Genomic DNA, 17,233 nt, shown 5'->3' on the forward strand with positions numbered 1-17,233 from the left:
TCTCAGAAAAAGCCCATCGGACTGATGTCATAGCTGACCAGCAGGTTCTTGGTCTGCTGATAGTGCTCGAGGGCCATCTTGTGATTCTCACGGCCGATGCCGGATTTCTTGTAGCCACCGAAGGCGGCGTGCGCCGGATAGTGATGATAGCAGTTGGTCCAGACGCGCCCGGCCTGGATGCCACGGCCCATGCGGAAGGCCACGTTCATGTCGCGCGTCCACAGGCCGGCGCCGAGGCCAAACTCGGTATCGTTGGCGATCGCCAGCGCCTCTTCCTGGTCCTTGAATGTCGTCACCGCGACCACCGGGCCGAAGATCTCCTCCTGGAAGACGCGCATCTTGTTGTGACCCTTGAGCAGCGTCGGCTGGATATAGAAGCCACGGTTGAGTGAGTCGTCCATGGTTTCCTTGTTGCCACCGGTCAGGAACTCGGCGCCCTCCTCTCGGGCAATCTCCATGTAGGACATGATCTTGTCGAACTGCTCCTGAGAGGCCTGAGCGCCGACCTGGACGTCAGTATCCAATGGATTGCCACGCTTGATCGACAGGGTGCGCTCCATGACCTTGGCCATGAACGCCTCGTACATGCTCTCCTGGATCAGCGCCCGCGACGGGCAGGTGCAGACCTCGCCTTGATTGAAGAACGCCAGCACCAGCCCTTCCGCGGCCTTGTCGATGAACTCCGGCTCGGCATTCATAATGTCGGCGAAATAGATGTTCGGCGACTTACCGCCCAGCTCCACCGTGGAGGGTATGATGTTCTCGGCCGCGCACTTGAGCACATGCCCGCCTACCGGGGTCGAGCCGGTGAAGGCGATCTTGGCAATGCGCTTGCTGGTGGCCAGTGCCTGACCGGCCTCGGCGCCATAACCGTTGACGATATTGACCACGCCCGGCGGCAGCAGATCGCCGACCAGCTTCATGAGTTCCAGGATCGAGGCCGGGGTCTGCTCGGCGGGCTTGAGCACTACGCAGTTGCCGGCCGCGAGCGCCGGGGCGAGCTTCCAGACCGCCATCAGGATCGGGAAGTTCCAGGGAATGATCTGGCCGACCACCCCCAACGGCTCATGGAAATGGTAGGCCACGGTGTTGTTGTCGATGGCGCTGGAGGTATCCTCCTGGGCGCGGATACAGCCGGCGAAGTAGCGGAAATGATCCACCGCCAGCGGCAGGTCGGCGTTGATCGTCTCGCGCACGGCCTTGCCGTTATCCCAGGTTTCGGCTACGGCGAGCATCTCGATGTTCTGCTCGATGCGATCGGCGATCTTGAGCAGGATATTGGAGCGCTCGGTGGTCGAGGTCCTGCCCCAGGCCGGTGCGGCCTGGTGGGCGGCGTCCAGCGCCAGCTCGATGTCCTCGGCGGTGGAGCGGGGAATCTCGCAGAACACCTCGCCGTTGACCGGGCTGACGTTGTCAAAGTACTGGCCCCTGACCGGGTCGACGAACTCGCCTCCGATATAGTTGCCGTAGCGCTTCTGGTAGGACACAACGGAACCGGGTTGGCCGGGGTTGGCATAGATCATGGCGTGACTCCTGAAACGTTATTGTGATGGGCGTGTCGCTTGATGCACTCCATTCACCAGTCTTGGTCAGGTCGGCATTGTGCGACATACTCCACTGGCAGGAGATGGCCTCCTCCTTCGGTAGGAGGCCGAGACGGTTCCACGAGGGATTGCCCATGCACACCCTGATGATTGCCGATGATCATCCGCTGTTTCGTGACGCCATCGCCGCGGTCATCGATGCGGGCCTGCCCGGCAGCCAGTTGCTGCAGGCGGACAGCCTGGCCGGGGCGCTGCGCCAGGCAGAGGGCTGCGAGGCACTCGACCTGTTGCTGCTGGACCTGGGCCTGCCCGACGCCGAAGGGCTCTCGGGGCTTCAGGCGCTGCGCGAGGCGCTGCCCTGGCTGCCGGTGGCCATCGTCTCGGCGGAGCAGGAGCGCCACACCGTCCTCGAGGCCATCGACCTGGGCGCCGTGGGCTACATACCCAAATCGACGCCGCGCGAGGCCCTGCTCGCGGCACTTGCCGGCATCCTCGAGGGCCGCATCTACCTGCCGCCGGATATCATGCGACGCCCGCCGGTCACACGCCGCGCCCCACCGCCCGCTGAGCTATCGCCGCACCTGGCGACCCTGACCGCCAAGCAACTCGAGGTACTGGCGCGTCTGAGCCGCGGGGCCTCCAACAAGCTCATCGCCCGCGAACTCGATATCGCCGAAACTACGGTGAAGACCCATGTCTCGGCGATCCTGCGCAAGCTCGGCGTGACCAGCCGGGTGCAGGCGATTCTCGTCGCCGACCAGGCCGACCTGGCGACTCGCCTGGCGCAACACCGCCAGGACCGCCTGGGCGCCTGACCCTGACTTACCTACCCCTTATCCTTGCCCTTAGCCTTGCGGGGCCACCAGCGACAGGAGCTGCATCCGCAGCCGCAGCGGCTTGAGGGGTTTGAGCAGGCAGCTGTAGCCCAGCGCGCGGCTGCGCGCCTTGATCGCCGCTTCGTGGTTGGCGGTAATCACCACCACCGCCAGCCCGGGATGGCGCTCGCGCAGGCGTGCGGCGACCTCGAGCCCATCGCCATCGGCCTCGCCAAGGTGATAGTCGACCAGCAGCACCTCGGCGGCCTGCGTCCCGGCCGCTGCCTCCAGGCGTGCCAGCGACGTCGCCGTCTGCACCCAACATCCCCAGCTCGAGAGCAGCGCCGCCATGCCCTCGCAGATGCCCGTGTCGTTGTCGATCACCCAGACCCGCGTCCCCGCGAGCCGGTCGCCGACACCGGCGGGGGCCGCCGCCAGTGCCGGCCCCGCAGAGGCCGACGCCAGCTGGCCGTAAGGCACCAGCACCGAGAAGCTGGCCCCCTGACCGAGGCGCGAGACCAGCCGCAAGGGATGGCCGAGCATGCCGGTGATGCGATCGACAATGGCAAGCCCCAGGCCCAGGCCACGATCCTGGCTATTGCGTGATCCGCCCAGGCGCTGGAACTCCTGGAAGATCGCCTCGTGCTGGGCCTCGGGAATGCCCGGACCGGTATCGCCAACCACGATCTCCAGCCCCTCGGGACGCCGCCGGCAGCCCAGCAGTATCCGGCCGCGCTCGGTATAGCGGATGGCATTGGTCAGAAAGTTACGCACGACCCGCGCCAGCAGCGCCAGGTCCGACTCGATCACCGCACCGCTCGGCACGTAATGCAGCGTGAGCCCCCGAGCCGCGGCCATCTGGCGATACTCCTCGGCCAGCACGTCGAGCAGCTGCCCGGCGCGAAAGGGTGCCACATCCGGCGCCAGTACCCCGGCATCCAGGCGCGAGATATCCACCAGGGTGCCGAGCAGCGACTCCACGTCCTTGAGCGAGCGGCCGATATGCCCCACCAGGCGGTGCGACGGCTCGGGCAGCGCGTGCTCCTCCAGGGCACTGGCGAACAGCCGTGCGGCGTTGAGCGGTTGTAGAAGGTCGTGGCTGACGGCGGCCAGGAACCGGGTCTTGGAGACATTGGCCGCCTCGGCCTCGGCCTTGGCGGCATGCAGTTCGGCCAGGGTCTGTTGCAGGGTCTCGGTACGCTCGCGCACCTGCTCGGCGAGCAGTACCGTGTGTTCGAAGGCGCTGTAGGGGGCGCCGCCGGCCATGCCCGCCGACTCCACCCGCTCCATCAGTGCCGCGCAGATGCGCCGCAGCCTGGCGTTCTCAACCGCCAGTTCTGCCGGCGACACCTTGTTGGGCGCGTCGCTAGCGCGGGTGAAATCCAATGGCGACCCCAGTGCAAGCGGGGTTGATGTGCCTGCCATGATGCTGCTCCCCATAGCTAGTGAAGCCGATTACCCGCGAGCGGGCCAGCAGCCGGAAGGCCCTGCCGTCAGTGATTCTTGACGCGCTGGATCCGCCAGGCCAACAGCCCGATGATCCCCAACCCCAGCGGCCCCAGCACGGCGGCGGCGACGCTCGGCTCGATCGCCACGCCCAGGGCGTCGAGGCTCTGCAGACCGAGCTTGAACAGGCTGAAGAGGTAGTAGCTGATGACAATGATCGACAGCCCCTCGACGGCCTTCTGGATCTTCAACTGGCTGCTGGTGCGCTCGTTGAGGCTCTGTAGAATCTCGGAGTTCTGCGCCTCGATCTCCACCTGGGCGCGGGTCCGCAGCAGGTCGTTGAGCCGCGCCACGCTCTCCGCCAGGCTATCCTGGCGCTGGTCGATCGCAGCACAGAAGTGCACCGTCGGCCGGAAGCGGCGCAGGATGAAGGTCCCCAGCCGGGGGCGGTCGCCGAGGCGCTCCTCGCGCAGTTCCTCAATGCGATTGAAGACGATCCGTGCGTAGGCCTCGGTAGCGCTGAAGCGCTGGCGTGAGCGGGCGCCAGAGCGTTCAAGCCGCGCCGAGAGCGCAGAGATGGCCGCCAGTAATGGCCGGGAGCTCTCCTCCTCGTCCTCGGTATTGCGCTCCGAGAGCTCGCCGAGCTCGAGCTCGTGGTCGCGCAGCTCGAGGCTCATCTCCTTGGCCACCGGCAGCGCCAGCGAGGCCATCATGCGGTAGGTCTCGATCTCCAGCAGCCGCCGGGTCATGCGCCCCAGGCGAAAGGCGTTGAGGCCACAGTTGACCAGCAGCAGGCGATTGACGCCGGCCGCCGTGAGCCGAAAGTCGCTCCACACGGTGGCGTCGCCATCGCCCACGCTGGAACCGGCGGGGTCGCGAAAGCCGTAGGCCTCGGCGTCGCCGCCCCAGGAAGCCTCTGTTTCCACCAGGATCAGGCTGGCATTGATCAGCGCCCGGCTGTGTTCGGCGGCAATCTCCGCCAGCAGCGGCGGGGGCGACGGCCAGGGCTCGCCATTCGCGGGCTTCGGCACCAGCAGCGTCAGGGTGAAGAACTCGGTGTGGCGCTCCCATTTCAGGGTCTGGTCGCCGAGATCGAGGATCTCCTGCGCCGCCTCGATGTCAGGCGTACTGCCGACCACCTCGGCGAGCCGCCCGAGGATGTCGGCGGCGATGCCGTCGCCGTCGAGGAAGGCGTAGTGGTGGAGGTGCGCCGGCTCCTCAAAGTAGATCGAGGGCCGGGCGTGGAGTTCGTTGTGCAGTCGGGCGCGTTGTGGGTGCATGTCGGGGCCAGGCAAGGGGGAAAGTCTCCCGAGACTAGAGGCTGGCCTCGCCCGGGCCAAGTGCGCCCTGTCAACGTGGCGCTACGGCGGCCAGGAACCGGGGCTTGGAGGCATTAACCGCCTCGGCCTCGGCGGCGTGCAGTCCGGGCCGCGACACGTCGGCGGACGAGTCGCTAGTGCGGGCGAGAGCCAATGGCGACCCCGGTGAAGGTCTGGTTGATGTGCATGCCATGGTGCTGCTCCCCGTAGGTATTGAAGCCAATCACCCGCGAGCGGGCCAGCAGCCGGGAGGCCGTGTCCACCTGGCCCAGCGCTTCGAGCTCCAGCCGACGCAGGAAGCAGTCGCAGCCAATGATCAAGCTCGGCTCGCCAAGGCGCTCGGTGAGCCCGGCGAAGACCGCCTCGAGGTCGGCAAGCAACGGGGCCGGCTGCATGGCCGTCAGCACGATGCCGATTTCCACTGCGCAATAGAAGCTCAGGCTGCCGTCGTCGTTGACGCGCTGGATGGAGCGCAGGTAATGCGCCTCGCCCAGCCGCACCGCCAGCGGGTGGCGGGCGAACACCATCGCGTCCAGTGCGGCCACCGGCACCCCCACCAGGCGGGCATATTCCTCGGCGGCGGGCAGCGCGTTGAGCTCCAGCACTCGACGACGCGCCCGGTCGACACGGGTCACGACCAGCTTCTCCTCGCGGGGGCGAAGATGGTGGGTGGTGAAGACCTCGAAGGGCAACGGCGTATTGATCATCACCACTACCGCGGCCTGGCCATGGAAGCGACCCTCGGCATGTACGTGGGTGTGGGCCAGGCGATTGTCGTCCCCGGCCGAGCCGCCAAAGCTGGGAATGCGTCCCAGGGCCGCATCGAGCGTCGCAAGCACCTGCTCCTCGCTGCTGGACAGGCCATCGAGCAGGGTCAGCGCGAAGCTGTGCTCGGCCAGCGGGGCCACCGCCCTGTCGCGGCATTCATCGAGCAGGCCGTCGACCAGACGCTGGGCGCGGAGCAGATCGAACCCTTCGAGGTCCTCGACCAACGCGCAGGACACGGCAAAATCGCGACGATCCAGGCCAATGGCCACGATGCAGCCCCGCCCGTAGCCTTGCGGGGTGATCTCGCCGGCGGTGGTGCAGCCCGCCACGGGCACTTCAGCAAACGCAGCATTGAGCGCCGATGACAGCGCCGGCAGCGCATACTCGGCGCTACAGAAGAACAGCACGAAGCCGAGTGTGTCGTGATGCAGCGCCGCGGCGAGCTCCTCGGCAGCCGCCCGGGGATCGCGCTGCCGGCTTACCGCGGTGCGAAGCAGAGACGCCTCGGCAGACCACGAAGGCGACTCCGTCACGGCAGCAAGCGAATCAAGCATGGCGGTCAACCTGTCATGAGGGCCCAGCCAGTGTAAGCCGCCTGTCGGCGTGATCACAACGCCGCCGACGAGCCAGCGATTGGGTCTCGCCGCGCAGGCATGAGTCGAACTGGTACTTTTGAATACTCCGCTCGGAACAGCAAAGAGAACTTAACCTTTATCAACGCTATGAGGTGGGTAAGGCGCTACGTTGTGAGGCCAGAATAAAGCAGGCCGTACCACACAGGAGGATTGCTCGTGCCACCAAGGATGAATGCTCCCAATACCGTTCGCGCTTATCCCACGGATGAACAGCTGACGTTCGCCCATGACCTCGAGCGTCGCGAGATGCAGCGCTATCGCGGCCTGGCGCTGAGTTTCCTGCCGACTCGGCCGCATATCAGCCACCTGATGGCCGCACTCGGCATCCAATGCGAACAGCGTCTTAACGCCCTGGAATCTCTCGCCGAGCGCCTGAACCTGCGTGACTGCCTGCCCGGTGGGCGACCTCCCTGGCCGCAATTGCGCTTCCGGCTTTCCCAGGCCCAGCCGTTGTATCGTTTCATTACCGACGAGGCCATGGCCTGCCACACCCTGGCCTATGCTCTGGCCGCCGCCGAACATTCGCGTCAATTAAGCGAACTGCTGGCCCAGTCTTGCGGCACGGCAGATGTTGATACCCTGTTCGGGGACTTCATCGAACAGAAGCAAAGCGAATGCCATTTGCTGGAAGAGACCCAGGACAAGGCCTACAGGGCCATGGCCTAAGAATGGCCATGGCCCAGAAAGCCTTACTCTTACCACCACCTCACCCCCTTAGCGGATGACGCCGGCGTCCCCAGGATGTAGCGCTGTCATATCGAGAGGCGTGTCTCCACGGCCTTCAGGAAGCCCTGCATGTCGACCACCGTCTCCGCATCCGGGTTGGTGGTCTTGCCCTTGAGGTCGCCGGTGATCACACCATCGTCGACGGTATCGATCAGCGCCGTCTTGAGTCGCTGCGAGTAGTCGATCAGGGCCTCGTTGCTCTCGCGCTCGCCGAGCGTCTCCAGGGCATTCGCCACGGCATAGATCAGCGCCGAGGAGTTGAAGTGCGCCTCCTGGCCGTCGCTCTCCAGATACTTCAGGTAAAGATCATGGGCGGTGCCGTGGGGCGCCTCGAAGAGCATGGTGCCGCTCTTGCTCTCGATGATCGAGCTGGCGGTGGCCAGGCTGCCGCCGAGTGCCGCGGAGATGTCCGAGAAGATGTCGCCGTCGAGATTCTGCGCCGGGTAGAGGGCGTTGCGCGGCGGGTCGGTGATCATCTTGATGAGCTGGCTGGAGGGCCGCATGATCATGAACGACGGGGGCGGGGTGTCGGCCTGGGCCAGCTCGCGGCGCACGTCGGTGATCACGGTACTGAATACCTCGTCGTAATCCATGTACTCGCGCTTGAGGCCGAAGTAGACCTCCTTCTGCTTGCGCGAGGCGTCGCGGAACACCTGGGTGACCCAGTCCTTGATGGCCTCGTGGTCGTTGGACATCAACAAGATGGGGTCGCCCTGCTTGACGTGGCGGGCGTGCTTCTCGTCGCCGTCGACGATCACCTTGAGGATGCCGTCCTCCGCAGCGGGGGCGTTGTAGCTGCCGTACTGGTCGCCGCCGCCAGCACTCATCCGCGACAGCGAGACGTGTGACTTGCGCGTGGGAATGCCGTGCACCTTGAGCTGCTCGACCAGCTTGTAGAGCTTGCGGCCGGTGGTGTTGTCCGGCACGCCCCACAGCGCCCGCTGTGGCGGGTTGGCGACGATGCGCGCGGCCTGGGCATCGATCAGCTCGTAGTGGTAGGCAAGCCCCAGTGCCTCGACCTGCGCGCGGTAGTGCTGATCAAAGATCCCCTCGATGGCAGCGCGCATCACGCCATCGTAGCCGGCAATCACGGTGTCCTTGAGGCCCAGGTAGATGTCGCGCTTCTCGTCGATGGCGCGCTGGAAGAAGCGGTGCGCCCAGGCCTTGATCTCGTCGATGTCGTTGGTGGCGAGCAACCAGGGGTCGCCCTTCTTGACCTCGCGGCGGTGCAACTCCACCGGATCACCGCTCGAACCGACGAACATCAGCTTGACGATGCCGGTGGCACGGGAGAGCTCGTTATAGCTGTCCTTGCTGCCGCCGGTCGCCATGGTGTCGACCTCGATGTCACGCCCGACCCACCCCGGCCGATTGAACTGCAGGTTGCGGAACTGGATGTCCTCACGGGTGATGTTGCCGCCGATGCCCTTGCGAATGGCGCCATTGGGCGACTTGGTGGCCAGCGGGTGCAGCGCGGCGCCGTCGAGCTCAGGGTGGGCGGCCAGCAGCTCGCCCAGCTGGGCGCGATTGACCGTCATGCCGGCATTCTTCACACCCACGCCAAAGCGCTTGAGCGCCTCGATGGCGTCGATCACCGCCTGGCCGTTGGTGACCAGGCGGTTCTCCGCGGTCAGGTCGACCTCCACCAGATCGATGTCCAGCTGGGAGGTCACGAAGGTGTCGAGGATGCTCTCGAAGGCCACCTGCGCCATCTCGTCGCCGTGCAGGATGACCAGGGGTGATTCCACCTTGATCTTGCGATTCATCGAAGTCCTCTCCTTATATCGAGAAAGTGGCGATGGCCACCCGGCCATGTCTGACCCTGCGCCTGCACAACATGAAGAATATGCTCCAGCAGGGTATGAGACCTTCTGCTATTTTCTGATGTATGGGCATGAGCTTGACTTCCATCAAAGGCCAAGGATGCCACCGTCGCTTATCTTGAGCCGAGGCGCCCATCATAGGCGCGAATAACACTGACAAGGGAGACGCCCGTGCCGACACCCACCGCCGACGAGCCTACCGTTGATCTTCCTGCGGATAAACAATTGATTTACGCTCATAAACTCGAGCACCGCGAGATGCTGCGTTATCGCGGTCTTGCCTTGAGCTTTCTCCCCACCAGACCGCACATCAGCCGACTGATGGCCGCGCTGGGAGTGGAATGCGAACAGCGCAGCGTGGCGCTCGATGAACTGGCCAAATGCCTCGAGATCGGTGATTGTCTGCCCGCCTCACGTCCCACGCGCCTGTGGCTTCCCGGAACACATGTGCACCTGTTTATCGTCAACGACGTGCTGGCCCATCGCGCACTGGATTATAGCCTGTCGGCGGCCCATCACTCCTGCCAGATCAGCGCCGTCCTGGCACAGCTCACCCGAACGCCTAGCCTCAAGGCGCTGCTTGAGCACTTTGTCGAGCAAAAGCGACACGAGTGTCACCAACTGGAGGAAGCCAAGGCCAATGTCAGTGCCTTCTCCGAATGGGCACTATCCGGCTGATTCACTCCCGTCATCCTCGCCCTGGGCGTCAGGCGGCGCGGCAGGCGACGTAAAACTTCCCCGCACCAGCGCCAGCAACCCTTGAGTGGACGCGTCGAAGTCCTGGCTGCGCGAGTCGATGCGCTCGCTGATCTCGCCGGCGATGCGCTTGCCGAGCTGCACGCCCCACTGGTCGAAGGAGTTGATGTTCCAGATCACCCCCTGGACGAACACCTTGTGCTCATAGAGCGCGATCAGCGCCCCGAGGTTCTTGGGGGTCAGCTCGTCGAGCAACAACACACTCGACGGTCGATTGCCCGGGCAGCTGTAGGGGTCGAGCCGGCTGCCTTCCTGGCTGCCTTCCATGAAGGCGTTGGCCTGGGCCAGCATGTTGGTCAACAGCGCGAAATGGTGATCCTCGACCCCCGGCTCGGGCTTGAGCGAGGCGATGAAGTCAATGGGCACGTAGCGGGTGCCCTGATGCAGCAACTGGAAGAAGGCGTGCTGGCCGTTGGAGCCGGTCTGCCCCCAGACGATCGGCCCGGTCTTGTAGTTCACCGGATGCCCGAAGATATCCACCGACTTGCCGTTGGACTCCATGTCGAGCTGCTGCAAAAACGATGGCAGCTGATGTAGCGCCTGGTCGTAGGGCACGATGGCCTGGGTCTCGGCGCCCTGGAAGTTGATGTACCAGATGCCGATCAAGGCCATCAGCACCGGCATGTTCTCGGCGGTGGGGGCCGAGAGGAAGTGCTGGTCCATCTCATAGGCGCCCTCGAGCAATTCCATGAAGCCGTCGAAGCCGATCGACAGCGCGATCGGCAGGCCAATCGACGACCACATCGAATAGCGCCCGCCGACCCAGGCCCAGAACTCGAAGACGTTCTCCTCGCGGATGCCGAATTCCATGGCCGCCTGGCGGTTGGTCGAGGCGGCGATGAAGTGCGCGCCGACATCGGCATCCTCGCCGGCGTTATCCAGGAACCAGCGCCGCGCCGTCTTGGCGTTGAGCAGCGTCTCCTGGGTGGAGAAGGTCTTGGTGGAGACGATGAACAGGGTGGTGGCCGGGTCGAGGTCGCTCAGCACCTTCTGGATATGCGCGCCGTCAACGTTGGAGACAAAGTGGAAGCTCAGCTCCGGATGGCGGTGCTTGAGCAGCGCCCGGCAGGCCATGTTGGGCCCCAGGTCCGAGCCGCCGATGCCGATGTTGACCACGCTGATGATGCGCTGACCGTTATAACCCTTCCACTCGCCATTGCGTACCGCTTCCGAGAACTGCTTGATCTGCTCGCGGGTTCGCTGGATTTCCGGCATCACATCCTTGCCATCGACCTTGAGCGGCCCCTCGCCGAGGTTGCGAAGTGCGGTGTGCAATACCGGGCGGTCCTCGGTGACATTGATGATGTCGCCTGAAAACATCTGCGCGCGACGCTGCACCAGCGCCGAGTGGTCGGCCAGTTCGAGCAGGGTCTCGAGCACCTCGTCGGAGAGATGATGCTTGGAGTAGTCGAGAAACAGACCTCCGACGCGCAGGCTCATCTTCTCGAAACGCTTCGGGTCGGCGGCGAAGTAGTCGCGAATACGGTCGTTGGCCGTGGTTTCCTGCAGGCCCTTCAAGGCCTGCCAGGTGACGCTGCGGGTGAGCTGGAACATTGATTAGCCTCTTGTTATCGCTCTTGTTATCGAATAAAGCCTGCCCGTCCGGCGGCTCAGGCGGTGGCGCTCACGGGCACCGGCTGGCCGCCGCGCTTGATCGCCGCATAGCCCAGGCCGGTGACCAGCGAGCCGATGACGATCGCGCCCAGGTAAAGCAGTGCCGGCGAGATGGCATTGGGAATCAGCAGCACGAAGATGCCGCCGTGCGGTGCCATCAGCTTGGCGCCGACCAGCATCGAGAGCGCGCCGGTGATCGCGCCACCGAGCATGCTGATCGGGATCACCCGCAGCGGGTCCTTGGCGGCAAAGGGAATGGCACCCTCGCTGATGAAGCAGAAGCCGAGCACGAAGGACGCCTTGCCCGCCTCGCGCTCCGGCTCGGAGAACTTCGCCCTGGCGACGAAGCTCGCGATACCCATGCCGATCGCCGGCACCATGCCGGCGGCCATGATCGCCGCCATCGGCCCGTAGGTCTCGGAGGCCAGCAGGCCCACGCCGAAGGTATAGGCCGCCTTGTTGACCGGGCCACCCAAATCGAAGCACATCATCGCCCCCAACAGGATGCCGAGCAGCACGGCATTGGTCGAACCCATGTTCTCCAAGAAGGTTGTCAGGGCCGAGAGGATGGCCGCCACCGGCTCGCCGACCACATAGATCATCGTGAGCCCCGTGACCAGGCTCGCCACCAGCGGGATGATCAGGATCGGCTTGAGCGACTCGACGCTGGACGGCAGCTTGACGTGCTGGGCCACCGCCTTGGCGACGTAACCCGCGAGGAAGCCCGCGAGAATCCCGCCGATGAAGCCGGCGCCGATCTCGGAGGCCAGCATGCCGCCGATCATGCCCGGGGCGATGCCCGGCCGGTCGGCGATGGAATAGGCGATATAGCCGGCCAGCACCGGAATCATCAGCGCGAAGGCCGTGCCGCCGCCGATCTGCATCAAGGCGGCGGGCAGCGTGCCCTCCTCCTGGAAGGCCTCGATACCGAACACGAACGACAAGGCGATCAGCAGACCGCCGGCTACCACCATGGGCAGCATGAAGGACACCCCGGTGAGCAGATGCTTGTAGACGCCCTGCTCCTTGACGCTCTTGCCCGTCTCGTCGCCGGACCGGCCGGCTGAGCCGGCGCGTTCCACCTCGGCCTGTTCGAAGGCCGCCTCGATGGTCGGACGCGGCTTCTTCAGCGCGTTGCCGGTGGAGGTACGATAGACGCGCTTGCCGGCGAAGCGCGTCGGGTCGACCTCGATATCGCAGGCGAGGATCACCAGGTCGGCCTCGGCGATTTCCTCGTCGGTGAGCTGGTCCTGGGCGCCCACCGAACCCTGGGTCTCGACGCGGATCGCGTGGCCCAACGCCCTGCCCGCCTCGCTCAGCGCCTCGGCGGCCATGAAGGTATGGGCGACCCCGGTCGGACAGGCCGTCACCGCGACGATCTTGCGGGCACCATTGCTGGCGGCCGCCGCCGTCGATGACGGCCCGGCCTGCGGCGCCTCGGTGGGCGATGTCTCGGCGGGCGGCGTATAGGCACTGGCCTCGCGCTCCGCGCGCTCAAGAAAGGCGGCAGGGTCCGGCAACGCCTGATCGATCGGGGCACGATACAGCCGCTTGCCGGCAAAGCGCTGCGCGCCCGGCACATGATCGGCGGCGACAATGACCAGGTCGGCGTCGGCGATGGCCTCGGCGGTCACCGGGGCGAGCGGTTCCAGCTCGCCGTGCATTTCGACCTCAACCTGCCAGCCGAGGCGCCCGGCGGCCTGCTCGAGACGGCGGGCGGCGAGAAAGGTGGTCGCCATGCCGCTGGGGCAGGCGGTGATAATGATGGCTTTCATGCGATGGCTCCCCCTGCATCGACGTCGTTGAGACGGCGAACGCGGGTCTGTTGCTGGAGGGTGGGAAAATCGGCGGCACGGGCATTGCCCACCCCGACATGGCGAACGGACTCGGCGGAAAGCGCCGTGGCCAGGCGCAGCACCTGCTCGGGAGGGTGCCCCGAGAGCACGCCGTGCAGCATGGCGGCGACCAGGGTGTCGCCGGCGCCCACGGTGCTCGCCACGTCGAGGCGCGGCGGCAACGCCTGCCAGGCACCGCGGCGGCTGACCCAGAGCACGCCCTGGGCGCCGGCCGAGATCAGCGCCTCCTCGACGCCGGCGCCGTAGAGCTTGAGCGCTGCCTTGAGGCGTGCCGCGGGGGTGTCCAGGGCGGCCCCGGCCCAGGCGGCCAGCTCATGTTCGTTGGGCTTGACGGCCGTCGGCCGCGACGCGATGGCGGCGCCGAGCGCCTCCCCGCTGGTATCGACCCAGACCGGCAGCCGGGTGGCGCGCAACCGGGCGATCAGGTTGGCAAGATCGTCCGCCGCGAGGCCCGGCGGCAGGCTCCCGGCGATGACCAGCGCATCGGGCCGACGCCGCGGATCGTTGACCCGCGTATCCAGTCCCTCGAGCAGTTTTTGCCAGGCCGCCGCGTCGATGGCGGCACCCGGGCCGTTGATATCGGTGACTCGCCCGTCGGCCTCGGCAAGCTTGGCGTTGATGCGCGTCTCGCCCGGCACGCGGATGAAGGCATCCTCCACCCCCAGGGTCTCGAAGGCACGCAGGAAGGGGCCGTCGTTGTCCGCGCCGAGAAAGCCCGAGACGCTGACGTCGTGGCCGAGATCGACCAGCACCCGCGCCACGTTGACGCCCTTGCCGGCCGCCGCCAGATGGGTTTCGCGAGTGCGGTTGACCTCGCCAAGCACCAGCCGGTCCAGGCCCACCGAGAGGTCCAGGGCGGGGTTGAGCGTCAGGGTGAGGATTCTCGCCATCAGCGCACCTCCAGGGCGTCGCGGACGGCCTCGCTGGTGGCCTGCGTCAACGCCAGCTGCGCCTGGGCGCGAGCCTCGGCAAGGTCGAATTCGCGCAGCCGCGCCTTGACCAAGGGCACCTGGCGAGCACTGACCGAGAGCTCGTCGACCCCGAGCCCCACCAGCACCGGCACGGCCACGGCATCCGAGGCGAGCTCACCGCAGACCCCCACCCACTTGCCGTGAGCGTGGGCGGCCACGACGGTCATCTCGATCAGCTTGAGCACCGCCGGGTGCAGGCCGTCGGCCTGGGCGGAAAGCTCGGGATGGCCGCGGTCGATGGCGAGGGTGTACTGGGTCAGGTCGTTAGTGCCTACCGAGAAGAAGTCCACCTCGGCGGCAAGCGTCGGGGCTAACAAGGCGCAGGAGGGCACCTCGATCATTACCCCGAGCTGCACGTCGGTGGTGCGCTCGGCCTCGGGGGTCGTCTCGAGCAGGTGATCGAAGATCCGCTTGGCGGCGCGGAATTCGGCGATGTCCTTGACCATCGGCAGCATGATACGCAGCGGCCTGCCCTGGCCCTCTGATTTCGCAGCTGGAGCAGCCGCCATCAGCATGGCGCGCAACTGGGTCTCGAGCACCTCGGGCCGTGTGAGAGCCAGGCGAATGCCGCGCAGGCCGAGGAAGGGATTGTCCTCCTTGGGCACCGGCCAGTAGGGCAACGGCTTGTCGCCGCCGACATCCAAGGTGCGCGCTACCAGCGGGCGGCCGTCCAGGGCATCGAGGGCTTCGCGATACTCGGCGATCTGGGTGTCGAGATCCGGCTCCTGGGCATGCGCCATGAACAGGAATTCGGTGCGCAGCAGGCCTACACCTTCGGCGCCGCGCTCCACGGCATCGCCAGCGTGGGCGGTATTGCCCAGGTTGGCGGCCACCTCGACGCGGTGGCCGTCGCGGGTCTGCGCCGGTTCGAACCGGGCCTCCCAGGCGGCGGCCTCGCGACGCTCGCGCTCGGCCAGGCGCTGTTCGGCGCGTTGCAGGCGTTCCGGCGAAGGCGCCGGGGTCACCCGCCCGCGCTCGCCGTCGAGAATCAACTCGGTGCCGTTGGCAAGCGTCAGCACTCGCGCCCCGGCGCCGACCACGGCGGGAATGCCCAGCGCACGCGCCAGGATCGCGCTGTGGGCGGTCGCCCCGCCGCGCGCCGTCAGTAGGCCGCGCACCCGGGTGGTGTCGAGACGAGCGACGTCGGACGGCCCGACGTCGTCCATCACCAGAATGTAGGGATGCGCCGGCGGCTCGGGCAGCTCGACTTGACAGAGGATGCCCAGCACCCGCCGACCTACGTCCCGCAGGTCGGCGGCGCGCTCGGCGAGTAAGCGGTCGGCGAGCATTTCCTGGGCGTGGGCGGCGGTCTCGATCGCGCCCCACCAGGCGGCTTCGGCGGAACGCCCCTCATTGATGCCCTCGCGGGCGGCCTGATGCAGCTCGGGATCGTCGAGCATTTCCTCGTGCATGGAGAGAATCTCGGCGACTTCGCCGCCACGGGCACGCTGCACCAGGGTCTCGAGCTGCTCGGCGCCCTCCCTGATTGCGGCATCGAGACGCCGCGACTCGATGGCGGCGTCAGAATGAGTGTCAGTGGCCCGCTCGGCATAGTCGAAGCGTGGCGTGCGCATGACGAACACCGGCGCGATGGCCAGCCCCGGCGAGGCGGCAACCGCCAGATGGGGTTCATCGTCGGGCAATGGCATCGGTGCCGGCGCATCCGAGGCCACGACCACGTGCTCACGGCTCTCGTCGAAGGGGGCCACCTGCTCGCCCAGCCCCTCGGCCACGGCGTGGCAGACCGCCGCCAGGGCCGCTTCGGCGCCCTGCCCTTCGGCAGAAAACGTCAGCTGCTGGCCGCGTCGGGCGCCGAGGTTGATCACTTTGGTCAGGCTGGCCGCCGACACCGCTTCACCGCCACCCTCGGCCAGGCGCACGCGGATCGGCATGTTCTGGGCACGCGCCACCTGAACCAGCTGCTTGGCTGGGCGGGCGTGCAGGCCATGAGCGTTGAGGACCCGCGCCTGGCGGGTACTGGCCGCGGCGGACTCCCCGGCGAATCGCGCCAGGATCGTCGCGGCATCGGCGTTACGCAGCTCGTCGGCCGCCCCGCTCTCCAGCAGCGCGACGACACGCTCGAGCAGGTCGCGATGCGCGTCGCCCTGGGCGGCGAGGCACAAGACGCCATTGATCCTGTCACTCCTATCTTTCGAGGCTTGATGCAGCGTCCCGTCGGGCGTGACCAGTGACAGCGACGGCACCTCGACGCCGCGGTCGCTCGCCACCAGCCAAAGGCCTTGGCCGAGAGGCCGTGGCACGCCCCCGGCCACGGCGGCCACGAATTCGTGGGTCACGCAACCGGCCTGGCGCAGCCGCGCGGCGCCGGCCAGGGCCAGCTCCTGACGGTCGCGGGCGGGAAAGTTCAGGCAGAGGGTATCGGCATCCAGACGCGCGTCGATCACCGCCTTGGACAGCAGCCCGGCGATCTCGCTGCGCGAATCGGCGGCGGCCAGGCGCTCGGCGACGCCTTCGCGGTCGAGCACATGGGTCAGCTGGCGCAGGATGTCCAGATGCTCGTCGCTCTGGGCGGCAATGGTCACCAGCACGTGCACGCGATTGCCGTCGTGCCATTCCACCCCGGCGGGAAACTGCAGTACCCGCACGCCGGTTCGCTTGACGTGCTGGCGACTGTCGGGCGTGCCGTGGGGGATGGCGATGGCGTTGCCCAGAAACGTCGACGACTGGGCCTCGCGGTCGAGCAGGCCGTCCCGGTAGGCGGTCTCGACCAGACCAGCCGCGTGCAGCGCGCCAGCGGCCTGATCCAGCGCCATGCGCCAATCATCGGCCCGACAGCCCAGCTGGATATCATCCTGGCGTAGCGTCAGCATGGTTGTCTCCTGTTCATTAGGGTGACGCGGCGGTGGTCGCCTTCTCTCAACCTGCGGAGCTTTCTCAGCCAGAGGAGCTTTCCCGGCCAATGGAGTTTTCTCAGCCTCCGGAGATTGTCTGACCCGCAA

At 66.5% G+C, this 17,233-nt stretch carries 12 protein-coding genes; 3 read left to right on the top strand and 9 right to left on the bottom strand.

Features of this window, described 5'->3' with window-relative positions; genetic code table 11:
* Positions 1–2 precede the first annotated feature (2 nt).
* Positions 3–1,523: an acetaldehyde dehydrogenase ExaC gene (gene exaC / locus BM341_RS04560; protein WP_089793336.1), complete on the bottom strand. Its 1,521-nt coding sequence runs from the start codon at positions 1,521–1,523 to the stop codon at positions 3–5.
* Between the two features lie 155 nt (positions 1,524–1,678).
* Here exaC and BM341_RS04565 point away from each other — a divergent pair, with 155 nt between their 5' ends.
* Complete coding sequence (locus tag BM341_RS04565; protein WP_089793338.1) at positions 1,679–2,359, top strand: LuxR C-terminal-related transcriptional regulator; 681 nt, start codon at positions 1,679–1,681, stop codon at positions 2,357–2,359.
* Positions 2,360–2,389: 30 nt separating this feature from the next.
* Here the strand turns inward: BM341_RS04565 and BM341_RS04570 are convergent, their stop codons facing one another.
* From BM341_RS04570 to nosP, 3 genes are all read right to left on the bottom strand, one after another.
* Positions 2,390–3,784, bottom strand: coding sequence for an ATP-binding response regulator (locus BM341_RS04570; RefSeq protein WP_089793340.1), 1,395 nt, complete (start codon positions 3,782–3,784; stop codon positions 2,390–2,392).
* Positions 3,785–3,852: 68 nt separating this feature from the next.
* Positions 3,853–5,100, bottom strand: coding sequence for a DUF3422 domain-containing protein (locus tag BM341_RS04575; RefSeq protein ID WP_245784160.1), 1,248 nt, complete (start codon positions 5,098–5,100; stop codon positions 3,853–3,855).
* A gap of 158 nt (positions 5,101–5,258) precedes the next feature.
* A complete protein-coding gene (gene nosP, locus BM341_RS04580; protein ID WP_089793345.1) occupies positions 5,259–6,446 on the bottom strand; it encodes a nitric oxide-sensing protein NosP in 1,188 nt (395 codons plus the stop codon).
* A gap of 237 nt (positions 6,447–6,683) precedes the next feature.
* Between nosP and BM341_RS04585 the strand changes: the two genes are divergently transcribed.
* Complete coding sequence (locus BM341_RS04585; protein WP_139232971.1) at positions 6,684–7,193, top strand: hypothetical protein; 510 nt, start codon at positions 6,684–6,686, stop codon at positions 7,191–7,193.
* A gap of 86 nt (positions 7,194–7,279) precedes the next feature.
* Here BM341_RS04585 and BM341_RS04590 read toward each other — a convergent pair whose 3' ends face one another.
* The gene (locus tag BM341_RS04590) at positions 7,280–9,019 is read right to left on the bottom strand and encodes an isocitrate/isopropylmalate family dehydrogenase (RefSeq protein ID WP_089793350.1); all 1,740 of its coding nucleotides are present in this window, start codon (positions 9,017–9,019) and stop codon (positions 7,280–7,282) included.
* 228 nt (positions 9,020–9,247) lie between these two features.
* Here BM341_RS04590 and BM341_RS04595 point away from each other — a divergent pair, with 228 nt between their 5' ends.
* A complete protein-coding gene (locus BM341_RS04595; RefSeq protein ID WP_089793352.1) occupies positions 9,248–9,754 on the top strand; it encodes a hypothetical protein in 507 nt (168 codons plus the stop codon).
* On the opposite strand, the gene pgi is transcribed toward BM341_RS04595, so the two are convergent.
* The 4 genes from pgi to ptsP are packed head-to-tail and all read right to left on the bottom strand — an operon-like array spanning position 9,743 to position 17,104.
* Complete coding sequence (gene pgi, locus BM341_RS04600; RefSeq protein ID WP_089793353.1) at positions 9,743–11,386, bottom strand: glucose-6-phosphate isomerase; 1,644 nt, start codon at positions 11,384–11,386, stop codon at positions 9,743–9,745. The genes BM341_RS04595 and pgi overlap by 12 nt on opposite strands.
* A 56-nt stretch (positions 11,387–11,442) precedes the next feature.
* Positions 11,443–13,221: a PTS fructose-like transporter subunit IIB gene (locus tag BM341_RS04605; protein WP_089793355.1), complete on the bottom strand. Its 1,779-nt coding sequence runs from the start codon at positions 13,219–13,221 to the stop codon at positions 11,443–11,445.
* Entirely contained in the window at positions 13,218–14,192 is a 975-nt protein-coding gene (gene pfkB, locus BM341_RS04610) for a 1-phosphofructokinase (protein WP_089793357.1), read from the bottom strand. The genes BM341_RS04605 and pfkB overlap by 4 nt, the downstream gene beginning before the upstream one ends.
* A complete protein-coding gene (gene ptsP / locus BM341_RS04615; protein ID WP_089793359.1) occupies positions 14,192–17,104 on the bottom strand; it encodes a phosphoenolpyruvate--protein phosphotransferase in 2,913 nt (970 codons plus the stop codon). Before ptsP ends, pfkB begins: the two co-directional genes overlap by 1 nt.
* Positions 17,105–17,233 lie beyond the last annotated feature (129 nt).

It is taken from the genome of Halomonas korlensis (assembly GCF_900116705.1).
GTDB lineage: Bacteria > Pseudomonadota > Gammaproteobacteria > Pseudomonadales > Halomonadaceae > Halomonas > Halomonas korlensis.

Excerpts from the sequence above, each read along its gene's own strand:
- exaC (WP_089793336.1), bottom strand. The coding sequence starts at position 1,523 with ATGATCTATGCCAACCCCGGCCAACCCGGTTCCGTTGTGTCCTACCAG.
- BM341_RS04565 (WP_089793338.1), top strand. The coding sequence starts at position 1,679 with ATGCACACCCTGATGATTGCCGATGATCATCCGCTGTTTCGTGACGCC.
- BM341_RS04570 (WP_089793340.1), bottom strand. The coding sequence starts at position 3,784 with ATGGCAGGCACATCAACCCCGCTTGCACTGGGGTCGCCATTGGATTTC.
- nosP (WP_089793345.1), bottom strand. The coding sequence starts at position 6,446 with ATGCTTGATTCGCTTGCTGCCGTGACGGAGTCGCCTTCGTGGTCTGCC.
- BM341_RS04590 (WP_089793350.1), bottom strand. The coding sequence starts at position 9,019 with ATGAATCGCAAGATCAAGGTGGAATCACCCCTGGTCATCCTGCACGGC.
- pgi (WP_089793353.1), bottom strand. The coding sequence starts at position 11,386 with ATGTTCCAGCTCACCCGCAGCGTCACCTGGCAGGCCTTGAAGGGCCTG.
- BM341_RS04605 (WP_089793355.1), bottom strand. The coding sequence starts at position 13,221 with ATGAAAGCCATCATTATCACCGCCTGCCCCAGCGGCATGGCGACCACC.
- pfkB (WP_089793357.1), bottom strand. The coding sequence starts at position 14,192 with ATGGCGAGAATCCTCACCCTGACGCTCAACCCCGCCCTGGACCTCTCG.
- ptsP (WP_089793359.1), bottom strand. The coding sequence starts at position 17,104 with ATGCTGACGCTACGCCAGGATGATATCCAGCTGGGCTGTCGGGCCGAT.